This is a genomic window from Streptomyces sp. NPDC002324 (assembly GCF_053593335.1).
Genome location: NZ_JBSFCF010000058.1, coordinates 13,490 through 33,441, shown reverse-complemented (window position 1 = coordinate 33,441; position 19,952 = coordinate 13,490). Strand labels below are relative to the sequence as shown.

Below are 19,952 nucleotides of genomic sequence, written 5' to 3'. Positions count from 1 at the left end.
TTCCGCCACAGCCGGGCAGCTGGTGCTTCGTCAGCTGACTTGACCCGGCTCCGACGTGATCCACCGTCAGCCGGATCCCGTTCCGCCACCACTCGGGGCGCTCAGCCGGGTGAACCGGAGCGGTCCGCCCGGGGGACCCGCCCATGAGGGGGTGCACGACGACCCCCGCCGTGTGCGGCAGCCGGCCGACACCGCCGAAGGACCGGGAGTCCGGGGCGGAGCCCGTCTACTCCTGCGGGCCGGAGTCCCCGAACGCCTCCAGAATCCGCTCGGCGGCCAGCGTGGCCGTCAGTTCGCCGTCCCTGACGCGCTGTTCGAGGTCCGGCGCGAGGGACCGTACACCGGGGTGGGTGCGCAGCCGGCCGAGGAGTTCGTCGCGGACCATCGACCAGGTCCAGTCGACCTGCTGGTCCCGGCGCTTGGCGGCGAGCCGGCCCGTGGAGTCGAGGAGCGTGCGGTGCTGCTCCAGGCGTTCCCACACGGCGTCCAGGCCGGTCGACTCGCGGGCGCTGCAGCTCAGCACCGGCGGCGTCCAGGCCGCGTCCCTGGCGTGCATCAGCCGCAGGGCGCCCGCCAGCTCACGGGCCGCCGTACGGGCGTCGCGCTCGTGCGGGCCGTCCGCCTTGTTGACGGCGAGCACGTCGGCCAGCTCCAGGACGCCCTTCTTGATGCCCTGGAGCTGGTCGCCGGTGCGGGCGAGGGTGAGGAGGAGGAAGGAGTCGACCATGTTGGCGACGGCCGTCTCGGACTGGCCGACACCGACGGTCTCCACCAGCACCACGTCGTAGCCCGCCGCCTCCATCACCACGATCGACTCGCGGGTGGCCTGGGCGACCCCACCGAGCGTCCCGGCCGTGGGGGAGGGCCGCACGAAGGCCGCCGGGTCGACGGCCAGGCGCTCCATCCGGGTCTTGTCGCCGAGGATCGAGCCGCCCGTACGGCTCGACGACGGGTCCACCGCCAGCACGGCCACCCGGTGCCCGAGCGAGGTCAGCATCGTGCCGAACGCGTCGATGAACGTCGACTTGCCGACGCCCGGCACCCCGCTGACCCCGATCCGCCGCGCCCGGCCGCTGTGCGGCAGCAGCGCGGTCAGCAACTCCTGCGCCAGAGCGCGGTGCTGGGGCCGGGTGGACTCGACGAGGGTGATGGCGCGGGCGATGACCGCCCGCTTCCCGTCGAGCACACCCTTGACGTAGGCGTCGACATCGATCACAGGTCGTGCCCGAGGTCGTCCGACAGCCTCTTCACCAGGTCGTACGCCGCGTCCGGGATCACCGTCCCGGGCGGGAACACGGCCGCCGCGCCCATCTCCAGCAGCGTGGGCACGTCCTGCGGCGGGATCACCCCGCCGACCACGATCATGATGTCCGGCCGCCCCTCCTCGGCCAGCTGCTCCCTGAGCGCCGGTACGAGGGTGAGGTGCCCGGCGGCCAGCGACGACACCCCGACGATGTGCACGTCCGCCTCGACGGCCTGCCGGGCCACCTCGGCCGGGGTCTGGAACAGCGGGCCGACGTCCACGTCGAAGCCGAGGTCGGCGAAGGCGGTGGCGATCACCTTCTGGCCCCGGTCGTGGCCGTCCTGGCCCATCTTGGCCACCAGGATGCGCGGCCGGCGGCCCTCGGCCTCGCCGAAGGAGTCCACCAGGCTCCGGGTGCGCTCCACGTTCGGGGACTCGCCTGCTTCGTTGCGGTACACGCCGGAGATCGTACGGATCTGGCTCGCGTGCCGGCCGTACACCTTCTCCAGAGCGTCGGAGATCTCGCCGACCGTGGCCTTGGCGCGGGCCGCCCGCACCGCCAGCTCCAGCAGGTTGCCCTCGCCCCCGGCGGCCCGGGTGAGCGCGTCCAGCGAGGCCCGGCACTCCTGTTCGTCGCGGTCCGCGCGCAGCCGGCGGAGCTTGTCGATCTGCTGGGCGCGGACGGAGGAGTTGTCGACCTTGAGGACGTCGATCTGCTCGTCGGTCTCCACGCGGTACTTGTTGACGCCGATGACCGGCTGCCGCCCCGAGTCGATCCGGGCCTGGGTGCGGGCCGCGGCCTCCTCGATGCGCAGCTTGGGGATGCCCGCGTCGATGGCCTTGGCCATGCCGCCCGCCTGCTCGACCTCCTGGATGTGCTGCCAGGCGCGGCGGGCGAGGTCGTAGGTCAGCTTCTCGACGTAGGCGCTGCCGCCCCAGGGGTCGATGACCCGGGTCGTGCCGGACTCCTGCTGGATGAGGAGCTGGGTGTTGCGGGCGATGCGCGCCGAGAAGTCGGTGGGCAGGGCGAGCGCCTCGTCGAGGGCGTTGGTGTGCAGTGACTGGGTGTGGCCCTGGGTGGCGGCCATCGCCTCCACACACGTCCGCGTGACGTTGTTGAAGACGTCCTGCGCGGTCAGCGACCAGCCCGAGGTCTGCGAATGGGTGCGCAGCGAGAGGGACTTGGCGTTCTGCGGGTCGAACTGCCTCACCAGCTTCGCCCACAGCAGGCGGGCCGCGCGCAGCTTGGCGACCTCCATGAAGAAGTTCATCCCGATCGCCCAGAAGAACGACAGCCGGGGCGCGAACGCGTCCACGTCCAGCCCCGCCTCCCGGCCCGCCCGGATGTACTCCACCCCGTCCGCGAGCGTGTACGCCAGCTCCAGGTCGGCCGTCGCGCCCGCCTCCTGGATGTGGTAGCCGGAGATGGAGATGGAGTTGTAGCGGGGCATCTTCTGCGAGGTGAAGGCGAAGATGTCGGAGATGATCCGCATCGACGGCTTCGGCGGATAGATGTAGGTGTTGCGGACCATGAACTCCTTGAGGATGTCGTTCTGGATGGTCCCCGCCAGCTTCTCGGCCGGCACACCCTGTTCCTCGGCCGCCACGATGTAGAGCGCGAGCACGGGCAGCACCGCGCCGTTCATCGTCATCGACACGGTCATCCTGTCCAGCGGGATGCCGTCGAAGAGCTGCCGCATGTCGAGGATCGAGTCGATCGCCACGCCCGCCATGCCGACGTCACCCGTCACACGCGGGTGGTCGCTGTCGTAGCCCCGGTGGGTGGGCAGGTCGAAGGCGACCGACAGACCCTTCTGGCCGGCCGCCAGGTTGCGCCGGTAGAAGGCGTTCGACTCCTCCGCCGTGGAGAACCCCGCGTACTGCCGGATGGTCCAGGGCTGGTTGACGTACATCGTCGGGTAGGGGCCGCGCAGGTACGGCGCCATGCCGGGGTAGGTGCCCAGGAAGTCCAGGCCCTCCAGGTCCTGACCGGTGTACAGCGGCTTGACCCCGATGCCCTCCGGGGTCTCCCACAGCAGGTCGTCACCGCCCGCCGCGTTCTTCACCGCCGAACGCCACTCGTCGGCACCGCCGCCGACGGCCGGGGAACCCAGCTCGATCCCGGAGAAGTCGGGGACGGAGGGGACGGTCATCGGGACACTCCCATACGGTCGAGGGTCGCGGACAGCACGGCCACGGCGTCGCAGCCGGCGAAGACGAAACCGTCGACACCGGTGTACTCGGCGGGACGGCCGGCGAGGAACACGTGCGAGGCACCGACGGCCCTCAGCTCGGCCGCCGCGGTCGCGGCCCGCTCCTCGTAGACGGCGTCACTGGAGCACAGGCAGACCTCCGTGGCACCGCTCTCCTCGAACGTGCCCTCGGTGACGGGCTCGATGCCGCCCGCCTGGAAGAGGTTGGCGGCGAAGGTCGTCCGCGCGGTGTGGGCGGCGGCGGGGCCCAGGGACGCCAGGAAGAGGCGGGGGCGGGAGCCCGTCGCGGCGAGGTGGGCGTCCGAGCGGGCGCGCAAGGTCTCGAACGCCTCGTCACGGCTGACGCGGGGGAGACCGCCGGACGGCGGCTCGGGCGCGGGCTCGCGGACGACCGGCTTCTCGGCCAGATGGGGGAACTCGCTGACGCCGGTGACCGGTTCGCGTCGCCGGGCGAGCTTCGCGCTGCGGGCCGCCCAGGTCTCGGCGAGGCGCTCCCCCACGGCGCCGGAGCGCAGGGCCGCCGCCTGGCCGCCCGCGCGCTCGATCTCCTGGAAGAACTCCCAGCCCGCGTGGGCCAGTTCGTCCGTGAGCCGTTCCACGTACCAGGAGCCGCCCGCCGGGTCGATGACCCGGGCGAGGTGGGACTCCTCCACGAGGATCGTGGAGGTGTTGCGCGCGATACGCCGGGCGAACGCGTCCGGCAGCCCGAGGGCGTGGTCGAAGGGCAGCACGGTGACGGAGTCGGCGCCGCCCGCCCCGGCGGCCAGCGTGGCGATGGTCGTGCGCAGCATGTTCACCCACGGGTCGCGGCGCGTCATCATCACCGGCGAGGTCACCGCGTGCTGGATCTGCGCCCCGGCCGCGGGCGCCCCGCACACCTCGGCCACCCGGGCCCAGAGCCGCCGCGCGGCCCGCAGCTTGGCGATCGTCAGGAACTGGTCGGCGGTCGCGGCGTACCGGAACTCCAGCTGCGCACAGGCCTGTTCGACACTGAGCCCGGCCCCGGTCAGCTCCCGCAGATACGCGACACCGGTCGCCAGCGAGGCACCCAGCTCCTGCGCGGCCGAGCCACCGGCCTCGTGGTACGGCAGGGCGTCCACGGTCAGGGCGCGCAGCCCCGGGTACTTCTCGGCGCACAGCCGGGCCAGCCCGGCCACGGGCCCGAAGTCGTAGGTCTGCCCGGTGCGGGCCTCGTGGCCGAGGGGGTCCGCGCCCAGGGTGCCGCGCGCCGCCTCCTCGGCGACGCCCCGTTCGGCGTACAGGCGCAGCAACTCACCGGCGGCGGGCCCGGTCTCGGCGCCCGCGTCCAGGACGACCGGCGCGAGATCGAGATACACGCCGTCGAGGACCCGGCCGAGCGAGGACACCGGGAGACCGGCCTCGCCGAGCACCAGCCACAGGGAGGTGACGCCGTTCTCCAGGTCGGCGAGGACCGCGTCGCGGTCCGCCGTCGTGTGCCGCTGGCGTACGTCCCAGCCGCCGACGGTGTTGCCCGCGGCCCGGCCTCCTCGTACGAAGGGCGCGAATCCGGGGAGACCGGAAGGGGGCGCGGTGTCGTGCGCGGTGTAGAGGGGACGGGTGCGCAGCCCGTCCTCCAGCGCGGTGGACAGGGCTTCCTCGGCCTGAGCGCCCTCGACGTCCTTGCCCGACTTGCGCAGCACGCCCGCAACGAGGCGTTGCCACTGCTCGTGGGTTGCGTCAGGGAACTCGGTGGCCAGCTCAAGCCCGTCGTCAGGCAGGACCGTCATGCTCGGATGCTAGGCCAGAGGCGCAAAGGAGCAGCAGGGGGCACGGCTGTGACCTTGCCCTCCCCGGGGTGACCTTGAAATCGGATGGGTTACCTGCCGGTCACTTACGGGCCGGGGATGAACGTCGTGGGGTGATCCGCCGTACCTGGTGCCACGCGGCCCGTGCGCCCCCGACGGCACGGTCACCGGGCCGCCCGAGGACAGGAGCGACCCATGGCCGAGAAGTACTTCACCGTGTCCGGGATGAGCTGTGGCCACTGCGCCACGAGCGTCACCGAGGAGGTCGCCGCGGTGCCCGGCGTGAGCGAGGTCGATGTCGACGTACGCGCCGGCCTGGTGACCGTACGCGGCGAGACGGCCGACGACGCGGCCGTACGCGCGGCGATCGTCGAGGCGGGCTACGAGGTCGCCGAGGTCGTACGGCGGGCCGCGGCCTGAGCCGGGAAGCAGGATGGAGAGGCCGGGGCCGGCCGGTGGCAACGGCATGGTCGTGATCGGCGAGTGACGGAATCAGACGGAATCAGTCCGAGGCGAAGGGAAACCGTCAGCACCGACCGGCAGGCGCTCGTCGACCTGATGAGCAGCACGCTCGGCCCGCAGGAGCAGGAGCAGGAGCAGGAGCAGGAGCAGGAGCAGGAGCAGGAGCAGGAGCAGGCGCGGCGGGGCGGTGCCCCTGCTCGACACCCTCACGGCGTACCTACCGGCCGGCCCGCGTCCACACCCTGACCGGGGTGGACCCGACCGACCCCACCGACCGCCGCACCCTCCGGACAGCGGTCATCGGCGCCCGCCTCCTCGACCGGCCCAGGAGACCCCTGCGTTCGACGCGGGCGTCTGCCCAGCCCCCTTGTGAGGGACCTCCGCGGCACCGCACTCGGTGGGGTTCGGCCATTCCCACCCCCTGGCCGGTGTGTGTCTGGCGCCGGATGAGCAGGACGAGCATCGTGGACACCGAGGGCTTCGAGTGACGGCGCACAGGACCGGTGCGCCACGGTGATCGGGAGCCGTGGGGGACAGGTGGAGTTCCGGGTGCTGGGGCCGGTCGAGGTGTGGCTCGACGGGCAGCGGCTGCCGCCGTTCCCGCGCAAGCCGACCGCGCTGCTCACCGCCGGGCTCGTGGAGGCGGGAAAGCTGGTGTCGGTCGACCGGCTGGTCGACGCCGTGTGGGGGGACCGGCCACCGGCGTCGGCGGCGAAGCTGGTGCAGGGGTATGTCCTCAAGCTGAGGCAGGTGCTCCACAGGCCGGACACCCGAGAAGTGATCAAGACCCGTCCCCGCGGCTATGTGTTCGAACCGCAGGAGGGACAGCTGGATCTGCAGCTGTTCCAGGCGCTGCTGGATCGAGGGCACGCGGAAGCGGCCCGGGGCGAACACGGCGGTGCCGCGGACCTCTTCGAGGAGGCGCTGGCGCTCTGGAGGGGCCCCGCGCTCGGCGCTCCGACGACCTCGGTGCTCCAGGCCGAGGCGACGCGGCTGGAGGAGATCCGGCTGGCCACGGTGGAGCGCGTGCTCGACGCGCGGCTGGAACTGGGCGGTGGAGCGGAGCTGGTGGGCGACCTCACCGGGCTGGTGGCCGAACATCCGCTGCGGGAGCGATTACGGGTGCAGCTGATCATCGCCCTGGACCGCTGTGGACGCCGGGCGGACGCCCTGGCCGTGTACCGGGACGGCCGTCGTCTGCTGCACACCGAGTTGGGTATCGAACCCGGCCCGGAGCTGCGGGAGGCGAACGCCCGGCTGCTGGTGGCCGACCAGCCCGCCGGAGGCGGCGCCGTTCGGGAGACGCGAGCACGGTGGGGGATGCGCACGAGGCGCGAGCCCGGCGGGGCACCGGCTCCCGTGCAGCTGCCGGCCCCGCCGAAGTGGCTGACCGGACGCGCGAGGGAAACGGCCCGTCTGGAAGCCGCACTGCGCGAGGGCGGCGAGGACGGCCGGGTCTGTGTCGTGCACGGGATGGCGGGTGTCGGCAAGACGGCACTGACGCTGCACGTGGCGCACCGGGTCGCGTCGGCCTTCCCGGACGGGCAGTTGCATGCCGGGCTGGGAGGTGGGGACCCGGCCCGTGCGGCCGACCCCGCCGAGGTCCTCGCGGGTTTCCTGCGCGCACTGGGCGTCGGACCGGGCCAGGTCCCCTCCTCGCTGCCCGAACGAGCGGCCGCGTTCCGTACCGTGCTGGCCGGTCTGAGGGTGCTCGTGGTGCTGGACGACGCCGTCGGCGAGGAGCAGGTGCGCACCCTGCTCCCGGGCGCGGGCAGCGGGAGCGCCGTGCTGATCAGCAGCCGGAAGGCCCTGCACGGCCTGGACTGCGTCGAGCGGGTGGGCCTGGAGGTGCTGGATCCCGCCCATGCCGTGCAGCTCCTGGCCCGGCTCGCGGGTCTCGCGAGGACGACGGCGGAGCCCGAGGCGGCGGCCGAGATCGCCCAGTTGTCCGGCGGGCTCCCGCTGGCCCTGCGTATCGCCGGATCCCGGCTCGGCACCCGCAGCGCCTGGCCGCTCGGCGCCCTGGCCGAGAGGCTCCGCGACGAACACGTCCGGCTGGACGAGATGGCCTCCGGGGACCTGGACGTACGGGCCGGGATCGAGGTCAGCTACCGTGCGCTGCCGGCGGCGGAACGACTGGTCTTCCGCCGGCTCGGGATGCTGGAGTCACCGGATCTCGCGCCCTGGGTGGCCGCGCCGCTTGCGGGCATCGACGTGTCCGACGCGGAACGTCTGGTCGACCGGCTGGCGGACGCCCATCTGCTGGAGCCGCTGGGGGCGGACCGCACCGGCCGCGTTCGCTACCGCTTCCACGACCTGGTCCGGCTGTACGCCAGGGAACGAGCCGAGCGGGAGGACACCCGGCAGGACCGGACCTCGGCGCTGTCCCGGCTGCTGCGTACCTGGCTCACGCTCACCCGCCGGGCCGGGGACCTCGACCCCACCGGGGTGCCGCACCTCGCGCCCCAGGGCGCCGCGGAGGGCGCGGACGCCGACCTGGGACTGGGCGGGCGGCTGCTCGCCGACCCGCGCGCGTGGCTCCACGCCGAGCACGGTTCGCTGGTCGCCGGGGTGGTCCTGGCGGCGCGCCTCGATCTCGACGAGGCGGCGTGCGACCTGGCCTCGGCGCTCGTCCAGGCCTCCTTCCGGGTGAACAACCAGTTCGGGGACTGGGAGCGCACCCACGACGCCGCCCTCGCCGCAGCCCGCCGGGCGGGGAACCCGCGCGGGGAGGCCGTGGTGCTCACCGGCCTCGGACAACTGCGCTACGAACAGGACCGGTTCGACGAGGCCGAGCGCCACTTCCGTGAGGCACTGGCCGGTTTCGTACGCCTGGACGACCTCGGCGGCCGGGCCACGGCCCTCGCGGGGATCGCCGTCGCCGGCCGGGAGCAGGGCAACTTCGGCGAGGCGACGGCCTGTCTGGAACAGGCCCTGTCCGCGTTCGAGGAACTCGGGGACGCCGCGGGGGCGGCCGGCGCCCGCTACGACCTGGGGTCGATCCTGCGGGAGAAGGGGAACTTCGACGAAGCGACGGTCCACCTCAGCAGGGCGCTCGCGATCTACCGGTCCCTGGGCAGTCGGCGGGGTGAGGGGCTGGCCCTGCGGGCGATCGGACTCGTGCACCGCGCGGACGGTGACCTGACGCGCGCCGAGCAACGGTGCTCGCAGGCGCTCGACCTCCTGCGATCGGCGGATGACCGGCTGATGGAGGCGTACGCCGTACAGGCGTTGGCCAAGGTCCGCTTCCGGCTGAAGCCCGACGACGCGGAGCTGCCCGCGCTTCTCGGCGCGCTACGGGTGTGCCGCGAGCTGGACGATGGATTCGGCGAGGCACTGCTGCTGCGCACCCTCGGCGAACTGCATCTCGCCCAGGGGCGGGTGGACCATGCCTCGGCCTGTCTCCGGCAGGCACTGGAGCTGTGGACACGGCTGCGGCATCCGGTCTTCCGCGCCCGCACCCTGCGCGATCTGTCCCGCCTCCACGAACTCGTCGGCGACCGGCCCGGCGCCCGCGCGCTGCGCCAGGAGGCGCTGCTGACGTTCCAGCTCTACGGCACCCGGGAGTACGCCGAACTACGCGCCGTCGAGGAGCCGGACCCGAGCGTCCACACGGGCTGAACCAGGACTGAACCGGCACTGCGCCCCGGCTGCACCGCCGTCGCCCACAGTGAGGGGGCAACGAAGGAACAGGACCCGACCAAGGGGGAAGAACCCGATGCGCAAGCGCACCATCGCGGCTCTGTCCGCATCCGCAGCCCTGGCCGCCGTGGCCGTCGCGGCGCCCACCGCGTCCGCCGAACCGAACCCGCCCGGCTGCGACCGGGGGGCCTTCTGCATCTACTCCGGCACGGGGCAGACCGGTTCACTGGTCGTGGAGAGCCAGGGCAACTGGTCCGGCAGCGTCAGTGGGCGGTCCGTCTTCAACAACGGCACGAGCTTCCCCGGTGCCGACCACATCCAGCTCACCTGGACCTACAACGGGGGCACGCACAGCGACTGTCTCCACTTCAACCCGGGCCCGGGCGACTACAAGTGGGACTTCGCGCCCGGCGTCGTCTTCAAGAAGGCCACCTGGCGCGGCGAGTGCTGAACCCCGCCACCGCACGCACGGCCGCCGCGGACATCCGCGGCGGCCGTGCCGCGTTCCGGGGGCGGTGACCGGGCAAGCCCTCGGGGACGGTCGTCGGATGTCGCGGAAGAGACCGGCGAGCGGCGTGACCTTCCGCGATGTTCGCTCGGCGGTCACCGACCCGTGCCGACGACCTTTCGGTTGTTTCACGCTCGTGCCGGTCGACGGGGCCGGAAGTCCCCACGGGTGGTCGGCCTTGCTCCGACGACAGCACGGGCTCCCGGGCCCCTGTTGCCGAGGCGAGCGGTCCCTCGCACGTGCCCAGCGGGCGAAGGCGTAGGAGCTGATCGAGCGGCTCTTCGCCGAGGGACGCGTCCGGATTCCTGATCCCGATGACGACGAGGTCGCGGGGTCCGGCGCGTCGTCGATCGCGCGAGGCGTCACGGCCAGGAGCCGGCAGGCGAACAGATCGAGAAGGTTCCTCATGGCGGGCCGAAGGAAGGTGATCCTCGTGGAGGACCGGCCAGTATTCGTGGGCTGCGACGGGCCGAGCGGATGCGGATGAGGTCGATCGCACGGCATCCGGTCAGCTCGAAGAGCACCGCCGTGCGGGCCCTGTCGGGCGACCGGCCACCGCGGTACCGGCGGCCGGCCGAGGGATCGGTCGTCGACCCGGTCGAGGTGGAGATCCGCGAACTGCTGCGGGAGACCCCGGCAATGCCCGCGACGGTGTCGCCGAGCGGGTCGGCTGGGGAGAGGTCGGTTTACTGCCGGTAATGATCACGATGACGTATCCTTCTCAAGCGTTGATGGGTAACCGGGGGGCGACTGTGAGTAAATTGACGTTTAGGGTTTTAGGGCCGTTATCTGTCCAGGCCGGCGAGAAGACCATCAATCCGGGGGGGAACCGGCAGCGGACCATTTTGGCCGCGCTTCTGCTGGCCCGGAACCGTGTGGTCTCGGTGGACTCGCTCATCTATGCGGTCTGGCCCGGTGGTGCCCCTGCCACGGCACGCAACCAGATCGCGATCTGCGTGGCGGGACTGCGGAAGGTCTTCAGCGAACAAACGGGTCACACCGAGCTGATCAGTACCTCGCATCCGGGGTACGTTCTGAACAGCCTCAACCACTACGTCGACGCGGTGGAATTCGAGGAGCGCGTACGTCAGGCCAGGGACGAGGCCCGCGCGGGACGGGCCGCAGCGGCATGTGAACTGATCGGCGACGCACTCGGATTGTGGCGTGGGCCCGCCTTCGACGGTCTGGACGGCGAGCGCTTCACCGAGGAGGCGGACCGGCTCGCGTCGGTGCGGCTCAGCGCGTACGAGGAGTACACGGAGCTGCAGTTGAAGCTCGGCCACCACCGCACGATCATTCCTGAGCTGACCGCCCACGTCAGGGAGCACCCGCTGCGCGAGCAGGCCCGGGCCCATCTGGTCCTGGCTCACTACCGGGCAGGCCGCAGGGCCGATGCCCTCGCCCTCTTCCGCGAGGGCCGCGACCTGATGGCCGAGGAACTGGGTATCGAACCCGGTCCGGCCCTGCAGGCGCTGCACAACCTCGTCCTGCAGGACTCGCCCACGCTCACCCTGCCGCCGACCAACCCGGTTCCGGCCCAGCACACCGGAGCGCCGACTCAACTCCCCGTTCAGTCAGCCTCGTTCACGGGTCGTGCGGCGGAGTTGCGGCAGTTGGACCGGATGTTGGACGAGCGGTTGGGTCAGCACCCGCTGAAGATCGGTGTCATCAGCGGGGTGAGCGGGGTGGGTAAGACCGCTCTCGCGGTGCACTGGGCCAACCAGGTCGTTCCACGCTTCCCGGATGGTCAGCTCTTCGTCGATCTACGCGGGTATCACGAGGAGGAGCCGGTATCCGCCGCCGCCGTCCTCGACCAGTTCCTGCGTGGGCTGGGCGTGCAGACCGCGCAGATTCCGGCCGATCCCGGGGAGAGGGCCGCGCTCTATCGCAGCCTGCTCGGCGGCCGTCGCGTTCTGATCGTCCTGGACAACGTCCGGGACGCCGAGCAGATACGGCCGCTGCTGCCCGGCAACGGACGCTGCTGCGTGCTGATCACCAGCCGGGATCCGATGACCGACCTGCTCGGGGACTACGCTGTTCTCCCGGTCCCGCTGCAGGTGATGACGTCCGGTGAGGCGATGTCCCTGCTCGCCGAGATCGCCGGTGACGAGCGAATCTCGGCGAGCCCGGACGCCACCGCCGATCTGGCGGAAATGTGCGACCGGCTGCCACTGGCACTGCGCATCGCCGGGGCTCGGCTCGCCGCCAAGCGGTACTGGTCCGTGCCGGACCTGGTGCGGCGCCTGCGCGACCAGCGGCGTCGGCTCGACGAGCTCAGCCTCGGCGACCAAGGGGTGCGCGCCGGCTTCCGGCTCAGCTACCGAGACCTGTCCGAGCCGGCCCGCAGGCTCTATCGGCTCATCGGTCTCCTGACGGTGTCCACCTTCGCCGGCTGGGTCACCGCCTCACTGCTCGACGCCGACGGTGACCGGGCGGAGATCCTGATCGAGGAGTTGATCGACGCCCAGCTTCTGGAGGTCGCTTCGATCGACCCCTCGCTCGGGGTGCGCTACCAGTGCCAGAACCTGCTGCGGCTCTTCGCCTGGGAGTGCGCGCTCGCCGAAGAGAGCGAGGAGGAGAGGGCGGCTGCTCTCGAACGCGTGTACGCGGCCTATCTGCATCTCGCCGATGCGGCCCACCGGCGTGAATACGGCGGCAACCACTCGTTCGAGTACGGGTTCCCGCTCGGTCGGCCGCTGCCGTCGGAGCTGGTGGACTCCCTGGTGAAGGAACCACTGGCGTGGTTCGAGTGGGAGCGCACCGCGCTGACCGACGTCATCGCGCAGGCGGCGGCCGCCGACCGGTCGGCCTACGCCTGGGGGCTCACCGTGAACGCCACGACGCTCTTCGAGGCGCGGAACTTCCTGGAGGACTGGTCCTCCTGTGCGGCGGTCTCCCTCGCGTCCGCACAGCGCACCGGGGACCGGCATGGCCAGGCGACCATCCTGCGGTCCATGGGCATGCTGGCGATCTACCAGCGACAGTACAGAGATGCGGAGTCCTGGCTGGATCGATCGCTCGCTCTGTTCGAGACGGTCGACGCGCCCCACGGTCACGCGCTGGTGCTGCGCAACCTGGCCCTGTGCCGGCGGTTCTCCGGTGACCTCGCGGAAGCCGGGCGGCTGACCCGGCGTTCTCTGGAGGGGTTCCGTACGGCCGGAGATCTGGCGGGCGAATCACACGCTCTGGGACTGCTCGCCCAAATCGAACTGGAGAGCGGCAATGTGGCGGCGGGGATGGAACTGTCCACCCGGGCCATCGGCAAGAGCCGCGAAGCCGGTTCGCTCCGTGGTGAGGCGCAGAACTCCTACCGCCTCGCCGAGGCTCTGATGCTGCAGGGCAATTACCTCGCAGCCGAACAGGTGTGCTTCGAGGCGCTGGCCCTGATTCGCTCCGGCGTCGACCGGCTCGGCGAGGGGCACGTGCTGCGCGGGATCGGTGAGGCGCGCTGGCGCAGGGGCGCACCCTCCGAGGCCCTGCCCGTGCTGAGCGAGGCCATGGAGGCCGCCGACGCCGTGAACGACCGATACCTGCGGGCGCGCGCCCAGACGGATCTCGCGTGTGCGCAGTTGCTGCTGGGGGCGCCGGAGACGGCCGAGTTGCTGGCGAGGGCGCGCAAGACCTTCGCGGAACTTGGGGCCCACGCCTGGGAGGAACGTGCGGGCGAGCTGATCAAGGTGGCGGAACGGCTCGTGGCCGACCCCTCCGTGTTCCGGCTGACGGTCGAGGAACTGGCCCGGATCACCGACGGCTGATCCGGGCGCCGGGGTCGAGCGAAGCCCCGGCGGTACGCACACCGGACGAGGCCGGCCTCATGGAGAGTGACATCCATGAGGCCGGCCTCGTCCGGTGTGGGACCGGCGGGGAGGTCGCCGGGGTGCCAGGGTCAGGTCCAGGGGACCTCATCGGTTCTCGTGATGACGCCTGCGGGCAGTGCGTCCGCCGAGGAGGCCGAAAGAGTCAGCACAGCCTGTACCGACGCCGCCTCGTTCGCGCTCGCCGACACGGTGCCGGTGGACACGAGGCCGAAAGCGAATGCAAAGACGATTCCGGCGGAAGCAGCTGTGCGGGTGCTACGCATCCTTTTTCTCCTCCAGGAGATCTGTGATTCCGGCGGCTTGCCGCTCGCCGGAAGAACTAGGAGGAGATTAGGAAGCGGATCTATTGCCGTGATTTCGCTCAGATATCGGCGCCGTCGGCGCCCGTGCGCCGTTCGCTCCTACGACCAGGCGCCGAGACGGGTCATCCGCTCGGCGACGCTTTCCGCCGTCGGGTTGTCCAGGTGGCCGGCGAGAGCCCCGTCGGCGAGGAAGAGGACCCGGTCCGCATAGGACGCGGCTCCCGGGTCGTGGGTCACCATCACCACGGTCTGCCCCGCCTCGTCCACGCACGTCCGCAGGAGGCCGAGGATCTCGCGGGCGGTGACCGTGTCCAGGGCACCGGTGGGTTCGTCGCCGAAGATGACATCCGGGCGGGTGACCAGTGCCCGGGCGATCGCCACTCGCTGCTGCTGACCGCCGGAGAGTTCGCCCGGCCGGTGTCCCGTACGGCCCGTCAGACCCACGCGTTCCAGGATCTCCTCCAGCCACGTGTTCTCGATGCGCTCACCGGCCAACCGCAGTGGCAGCTCGATGTTCTGACGTACAGTCAGCGAAGGGACCAGGTTGAACGACTGGAAGACGAAGCCGATCTGCCGGCGGCGCAGTTTGGTCAGTGCCGTCTCGCCCAGCCGGCTCAGCTCGACTCCTCCGACACTGGCGGAACCGGAGGTCGGCCGGTCGAGCCCCGCGGCACAGTGCAGAAAAGTGGACTTGCCGGATCCGGAAGGTCCCATGACCGCGGTGAAGGAGCCTCGCGGAATCTCCACCGAGACCTGGTCGAGCGCGCGGACTTGGGTACCGTCCTTCCCGTACACCTTGCTGACGCCGGTCAGCGTCAGAGCGGGCGACCTACGGCGCTCGCCGTCACGGGACGGGGCACCACTGATTTCGGTCCGCATGGGGGGATGGTCCTCTCGTGAGCAGAGCGTTACCCACCAAGCCTGCCTGGCTGTTCTCTGAAGTTTCTATGTGGCGTGGAACATTCCGGGCGCCGGCCGGAGATCGGCTCGAAATCGAAGCGATAATGCGCCAAAAGCGGCCACCCCTACCGTGGATGGCAGTGCTCACCGCACTGTCAACCGAACGGGGTTAACCATGGACTTCCGAGTTCTCGGTCCGATCGAGGCGAGACGGGGTGACACTCGTATCCCGCTCTCCGGGTCGAAGGTGCATACCGTGCTCGCCGCCCTGCTGCTCGCCCGGGGACGGGTTGTGTCCGATTCTCGGCTCAGCGCGCTGCTGTGGGGATGGGAACCGCCCGCCACGGCCGGCGCGCAGATCTATACCTACATGTCGCGGCTGCGGAAGCGGCTCGGCGACGAGGTCGAGATCATTCGTCGTCCGCCCGGCTATCTGATGGTGGTCGCCCAGGGCAGCCGGATCGACCTGCTGGAGTTCGAACAACTGGAGCAGGAAGGCCGCGCCGCGCTCGGGGCACGGCGGTACGAGGACGCCGCCCGCCTGCTGGACCGCGCCCTGACGCTGTGGCACGGGCCCGCACTGAGCAACGCCACCCACTATCTGCAGGACATGGAGCTGCCGCAGCTGGCGGAGGGGCGAACCCTGGCCCTCGAAGCACGCATCGAGGCGGACCTGGCACTCGGCCGCCACGAAGAGGTCGTCGCCGAACTCATCGGCCTGGTGGCCCGGTTCCCGGTGCGCGAACAGCTCCGGGCTCAGCTGATGACCGCCTTGTACCGCTGCGGCCGACAGGCCGACGCGCTGCACGTCTACCACGAAGGCCGGGGCATGCTCGCCGATCAGCTCGGGGTCGATCCGGGTGAGGCCCTCGACGCCACCTATCAGGCGGTGCTGACCGGAAGCATCGGGCTGGAGTCGCCCCCTCTGATCGCTCTGCGCGAGGGGTTCCCGGCCGCCTCGGCGCCCGCGATGCTGCCGCCCGACGTGGAGGACTTCGTCGGGCGCGCCGACGAAGTGGCCGCGCTGCGGGCGGTCCTGGAACCGGACGACTCCCCGGGCTGGCGTCCCCGTCGCTGTCTGCTGACCGGGATGGCCGGCATCGGCAAGACGGCACTCGCCGTCCGGGCGGCGCATCTCGGCGCCGCCCACTACCCGGACGGTCAGCTGTACGTGGAGCTGCGTGAGCCGGACGGTACGCCGCGCGACCCCTGCGCCGCCCTGGTCCGCCTGTTGCGGGCCCTCGGCGAGCCCCGGATCGACTCCCAGGTGGACCATGACGACCTGGACGAACTCATCCGCCTCTACCGTGCACGCACGGCCGACAAGCGGATGCTCGTCGTCCTCGACGATGCCGTGGGCGATCTTCAACTACAGCCGCTGATGCCGAGCACGGTGACGGCCTCGGTACTGATCACCTGCCGTACCCATCTCACACAGGTGCCCGGCGCCCAGACGATCCGGGTCGGGCCGCTGGACAAGCGCGGGTCCCGAGCGCTGCTCGCCTCCGCCGCGGGCCGGGAGCGGATCTCGGCGGATCCGGGCGCCACCGACGCGCTCGTCGACCACTGCGCCGGCCTGCCTCTGGCGCTGCGCATCACCGGCACCCGGCTGGCGGCCCGGCCGCACTGGTCGCCGGCCCGGCTGGCCGCGCGGCTCGCCGACCCGCGGACCAGGCTGGACGAGTTGCGCTTCGGGGATCTGAGCGTGCGGCAGGCCCTGGCGCGTTCGCTGTCGCCGCTGTCCGCGACCGGACTCGCGGCGCTGCGTGGTCTGGCCCGGTTCAGCAGCGGTAGCTGCACGGCCCAGGAGATGGCGATGGTGCTGGAGATCAGCGAGACCAGGGCCGAACGCGGGCTCGAGGAACTCGTCGACACGGCGCTGTTGAACATCGACGGCCTGGACATGCAGGGGCGGCCGATCTACCTCTGTCATGGACTGGTACGGCTGTTCGCCCGGGAGCTGGACCGGCCAGGGCGGCTCCCGCTGCAGCGGCGCGTGGCCAGAGAGGTCGCGTAGTAGTCGCGCAGGCGGCCGGTCACCAGGACCTGCTGGCGCGGCGGAAGACGGGTGTGAACCGGTCGACCGCCGGGAGGATCACGGTCCTCACGACCGACCACGCGTCGCGGACCACCCTTTCCCGCGGTGGCCGCTGCTCGCTGGTCACGGCCGCCGCAGTGATCTCCCACACCGCCGCCACGGCCGCGGCGGCCCACACCTCGCAGGCCGGCCGGGCCGGGCGCGCCACCGCTTTGCCCGCGTCGAGCCGTCCCGCGAGGGCGGCGATCTCCCGGCGTCGCATCTCGGCCGCGAGTCTCGGTTCCGGCCAGGTGAAGAGGGTCGCTGAGCTCGGGTGGTCGTACACATGGCGTACCCAGGCGGAGATCCGCAGGCGCTCGCGGGTCTCCCAGTCGAACGAGGTGCCCGGGTCGGCGGCCTCCACGGCGGCGGCGAGCTTGTCGAGGTACTCCACCCACTCGGCGTCGTGTTCGCGCACGGCCTCGGGCAGCGGGGCAGAGGGCATCTCCACAGTCATGACAGATCCTTGTCTCGGTGTGTTTTCGGATGGAGCTCGACGGTCGGATCGGTGGGTGCCGGTGGGGTCGCCACTGCCGCCACGTATCCCTCGCCCACGTCGAGGTCCGCCACCGACCACGCGGTGGCCCGGCCCCGGTGCGCATGGCTGATCAGCACCGGGCCGGGGTCGTCGAGATGGGTTTCCAGGCGGTTCAGCCGGGTTCCGACGAGGCCGGTGCCCAGGGCTTTGACCACCGCCTCCTTCCGGGTCCAGCCGCGCAGGAGGAGCCGGTCGCGCTGCTCTCCCGGCGGCACGGAGTGGACGGCCGCGCGCTCGCGGTCCGTCAGCGCGAGCTCGGCCATGGCGTCCGTGCACGAGCGCAGCGCCTCCACGTCCACGCCCACCCGGGCCGCCGTGCCCAGCGCGAGGAGACCGCGGCCGGTCGTGCGCGAGAGGCTGATGGCGAGGGGAGTATCGGGGTGGGCGAGGCGCGGCGGGCCGTGGCGCGGATCACCGCAGCCGGGGCAAGCCTCCCGGCCCAGGACGATCTCGCTCGCGGGGACGCCGAGCAGTGCGCCCAGTGCCCGTCGGGCGGCGGCCCTGGTGCGGGCGAAAGCGGCGGCGGCCGACTCGTCCCGGAAGAGCCGGAGGCGCTCGCGCTCGGTGGCCCCGAGCAGGGCCACGTCGTCCGGGTCGACGCGGTCGGGCAGCTCCCACCACCACACCCGCGTCGCCGCCGACTGCTGGGGGAGCGGTGCCGAGCCGATGAGTGAGGGCATCTTCTCCGCTCCCTCAGGCCGACAGCAGCGTGGCCTGGATCAGGCGCAGCAGCGCCGGCCGATGCCGCTCCAGGTAGAAGTGGCCGCCGGGGTAGACCCGGTGATTGAATCCGCCGGAGGTGAGCTCCGCCCACTTCAGGGCGTCCTCGACGGGGACCAGCGGGTCACGGTCTCCGACCAGGGCCGTGATCGGGGCGTGCAGGACGTCCAGTTCGGGCAGGACGGGCCGGTAGGCCGCGCTGAGCCGGTAGTCGGCCCGCAGCGCCGGCAGCAGCAGTGCCGCGAGTTCGGGGTCGTCCAGGAGTTCCGTGTGCGGCGCGCCCAGCCGCTGGATCTCGGCGATCAGGGCCGGGTCGTCGTACGCCTCGATGTCGACCGGCTCGCCCACGTGCGGTGCCGAGGCGCCCGAGACGAAGATGCGCTGCGGGCCGTGCCCGTGCAGCCGTTCGAGGCGGCGGGCGACTTCGTAGGCGACGTCCGAGCCGAGACTGTGTCCGAAAAAGGCGTACGGCAGGTCGAGGTGCGGGCGCAGTGCCTCGGCGATCCGGTCCGCGAGCTCGTCCATCCGCTCGACGGGCGGTTCGCGGAACCGGTCCTGGCGTGCGGGGAGCGTGGCCGCCAGGACCTCGATCCCGGTGGGCAGGCCCTCGGTCCAGTCGCGGTACAGGCTGGCGGCGCCGCCGGCGTGGGGGAAACACACCAGCCGTACCCGAGGGTGCGAGGTGCGGGCCTGGCGCCGGAACCAACGCGCGGAGTCCGCCGCCGGGGCGACGCTGAGGAGATCTGCGGGGAGGGTCATCGGTTCTCCGTCGGACGAGAGCTGGAGGCGTTCGGCTCGTGGCGGCCGCTGCTCAGCCGGTCATGGCGACGAGCACCCGTCGGCTTCCCGTGAAGGGACGACGGCCGTGCCCGACGAGGACGTTGTCGATGACCAGCAGGTCACCGGTGTTCCAGTTCACGTCCACGGCGGTTTCCAGGCCGCGGTCGCGGATCTGCAGGACGTGGGCGTCGGGGATGGGGGTGCCGTCGGCGAAGGTCACGTACTGCGGCAGGTCCTCCGGCGGGAGGAGCTGGGCGAGCGCACCGGCCGCCTCGTCGCCCAGGGCCGCCGGGTGCCACTGGTCGGCCTGGTTGAACCAGACCTCGGCGCCGGTGACGGGGTGCCGGACGGTGGCCGGACGCACCAGGCTGACCCGAAGTCCGCCGTCGGGCCGCCAGGCCCACTCGGCCTCCGTGCCGTTCAGGTACTCCTCGACAGCGGTCCGGTCGCCGGTCTCGAAGGTGTCCTGCCAGCTCTTGCCGAGCCCCATTCCGTCGTGGAGGTTCTGGGTGTAGCGAACGCCGGCCGAGAAGGCTTCACGGACCTCGGCGTCCAGGGCGGCCAGCCAGGCCTCGCCGTCGACGACCGGAGTGGCGCCGCCGGTCTCGGCCGCCTGCTCGCAGAAGAAGGCGAGCCGGCTGGGCCAGGTCTCCGCGTAGGACAGCTCGTTGTGCATGGAGATCGTGAACTGCTGCGGGTACTCGGTCGAGGTGTAGAGGTTGTCGCCGACCTTGGTGCGGGGCGAGTTGCCGTGCACGTAGGCCAGCCGGTCGGGCAGGACGAGGTCGAGGGCCCGGTCGACGGTGTCCACCGTGAGTCCGAAGCCCCGGAAGACCAGGGCCCGGTGCTCGATCAGGAGACGTCCGACGTGCTCGTCGTCGGCGAGGAAGGACAGCAGCCCCTCGGGGGTGGCCGGGGTACCGGTGTCCGCGGAGGTCAGCTCCAGCAGGGGCGTGCCGGCGGTCGTAGTGGTCACGTCGTTC

General features: G+C 71.7%; 16 protein-coding genes. 7 read left to right on the top strand and 9 right to left on the bottom strand.

The window, feature by feature from the left end:
• Positions 1-226: 226 nt before the first annotated feature.
• The 3 genes from meaB to ACWCRJ_RS41535 are packed head-to-tail and all read right to left on the bottom strand — an operon-like array spanning position 227 to position 5,204.
• Positions 227-1,216 carry a methylmalonyl Co-A mutase-associated GTPase MeaB gene (gene meaB / locus ACWCRJ_RS41545; protein WP_450944171.1) on the bottom strand — a complete coding sequence of 330 codons (990 nt, stop codon included), beginning with the start codon at positions 1,214-1,216 and terminating at the stop codon, positions 227-229.
• Positions 1,213-3,396: a methylmalonyl-CoA mutase gene (gene scpA / locus ACWCRJ_RS41540; protein WP_450944170.1), complete on the bottom strand. Its 2,184-nt coding sequence runs from the start codon at positions 3,394-3,396 to the stop codon at positions 1,213-1,215. The genes meaB and scpA overlap by 4 nt, the downstream gene beginning before the upstream one ends.
• Positions 3,393-5,204 (bottom strand): methylmalonyl-CoA mutase family protein, encoded by a 1,812-nt coding sequence (locus tag ACWCRJ_RS41535; protein WP_450944169.1) that lies wholly within the window; start codon positions 5,202-5,204, stop codon positions 3,393-3,395. The genes scpA and ACWCRJ_RS41535 overlap by 4 nt, the downstream gene beginning before the upstream one ends.
• A 213-nt stretch (positions 5,205-5,417) precedes the next feature.
• On the opposite strand from ACWCRJ_RS41535, the gene ACWCRJ_RS41530 reads away from it, so the two are divergent.
• From ACWCRJ_RS41530 to ACWCRJ_RS41505, 6 genes are all read left to right on the top strand, one after another.
• Complete coding sequence (locus ACWCRJ_RS41530) at positions 5,418-5,642, top strand: heavy-metal-associated domain-containing protein (protein WP_450944168.1); 225 nt, start codon at positions 5,418-5,420, stop codon at positions 5,640-5,642.
• 63 nt (positions 5,643-5,705) lie between these two features.
• Positions 5,706-5,930 (top strand): hypothetical protein, encoded by a 225-nt coding sequence (locus ACWCRJ_RS41525; protein ID WP_450944167.1) that lies wholly within the window; start codon positions 5,706-5,708, stop codon positions 5,928-5,930.
• Between the two features lie 267 nt (positions 5,931-6,197).
• On the top strand, positions 6,198-9,305 hold the full coding sequence (locus ACWCRJ_RS41520) for an AfsR/SARP family transcriptional regulator (protein ID WP_450944166.1): 3,108 nt from the start codon (positions 6,198-6,200) through the stop codon (positions 9,303-9,305).
• A gap of 97 nt (positions 9,306-9,402) precedes the next feature.
• The gene (locus ACWCRJ_RS41515) at positions 9,403-9,777 is read left to right on the top strand and encodes a peptidase inhibitor family I36 protein (RefSeq protein ID WP_450944165.1); all 375 of its coding nucleotides are present in this window, start codon (positions 9,403-9,405) and stop codon (positions 9,775-9,777) included.
• A 540-nt stretch (positions 9,778-10,317) separates the two neighbouring features.
• Positions 10,318-10,533, top strand: a complete 216-nt coding sequence (locus tag ACWCRJ_RS41510) for a hypothetical protein (protein WP_450944164.1) — start codon at positions 10,318-10,320, stop codon at positions 10,531-10,533.
• Complete coding sequence (locus ACWCRJ_RS41505; RefSeq protein ID WP_450944163.1) at positions 10,533-13,589, top strand: AfsR/SARP family transcriptional regulator; 3,057 nt, start codon at positions 10,533-10,535, stop codon at positions 13,587-13,589. Before ACWCRJ_RS41510 ends, ACWCRJ_RS41505 begins: the two co-directional genes overlap by 1 nt.
• A 131-nt stretch (positions 13,590-13,720) precedes the next feature.
• On the opposite strand, the gene ACWCRJ_RS41500 is transcribed toward ACWCRJ_RS41505, so the two are convergent.
• Entirely contained in the window at positions 13,721-13,915 is a 195-nt protein-coding gene (locus ACWCRJ_RS41500) for a hypothetical protein (protein WP_450944162.1), read from the bottom strand.
• A 138-nt stretch (positions 13,916-14,053) separates the two neighbouring features.
• Positions 14,054-14,833: an ABC transporter ATP-binding protein gene (locus ACWCRJ_RS41495; RefSeq protein ID WP_450944161.1), complete on the bottom strand. Its 780-nt coding sequence runs from the start codon at positions 14,831-14,833 to the stop codon at positions 14,054-14,056.
• A 277-nt stretch (positions 14,834-15,110) separates the two neighbouring features.
• Between ACWCRJ_RS41495 and ACWCRJ_RS41490 the strand changes: the two genes are divergently transcribed.
• On the top strand, positions 15,111-16,871 hold the full coding sequence (locus ACWCRJ_RS41490; RefSeq protein WP_450944160.1) for a BTAD domain-containing putative transcriptional regulator: 1,761 nt from the start codon (positions 15,111-15,113) through the stop codon (positions 16,869-16,871).
• A 19-nt stretch (positions 16,872-16,890) separates the two neighbouring features.
• Here ACWCRJ_RS41490 and ACWCRJ_RS41485 read toward each other — a convergent pair whose 3' ends face one another.
• From ACWCRJ_RS41485 to ACWCRJ_RS41470, 4 genes are read right to left on the bottom strand one after another with little or no spacing between them, the layout of a single operon-like run.
• Positions 16,891-17,388 (bottom strand): hypothetical protein, encoded by a 498-nt coding sequence (locus tag ACWCRJ_RS41485; RefSeq protein WP_450944159.1) that lies wholly within the window; start codon positions 17,386-17,388, stop codon positions 16,891-16,893.
• On the bottom strand, positions 17,385-18,149 hold the full coding sequence (locus tag ACWCRJ_RS41480; RefSeq protein ID WP_450944158.1) for a 4'-phosphopantetheinyl transferase family protein: 765 nt from the start codon (positions 18,147-18,149) through the stop codon (positions 17,385-17,387). Before ACWCRJ_RS41480 ends, ACWCRJ_RS41485 begins: the two co-directional genes overlap by 4 nt.
• A 13-nt stretch (positions 18,150-18,162) precedes the next feature.
• Positions 18,163-18,948 carry a thioesterase II family protein gene (locus ACWCRJ_RS41475; RefSeq protein WP_450944157.1) on the bottom strand — a complete coding sequence of 262 codons (786 nt, stop codon included), beginning with the start codon at positions 18,946-18,948 and terminating at the stop codon, positions 18,163-18,165.
• Positions 18,949-19,000: 52 nt separating this feature from the next.
• Positions 19,001-19,945 carry a TauD/TfdA family dioxygenase gene (locus ACWCRJ_RS41470; protein ID WP_450944156.1) on the bottom strand — a complete coding sequence of 315 codons (945 nt, stop codon included), beginning with the start codon at positions 19,943-19,945 and terminating at the stop codon, positions 19,001-19,003.
• Between the last annotated feature and the right edge of the window lie 7 nt (positions 19,946-19,952).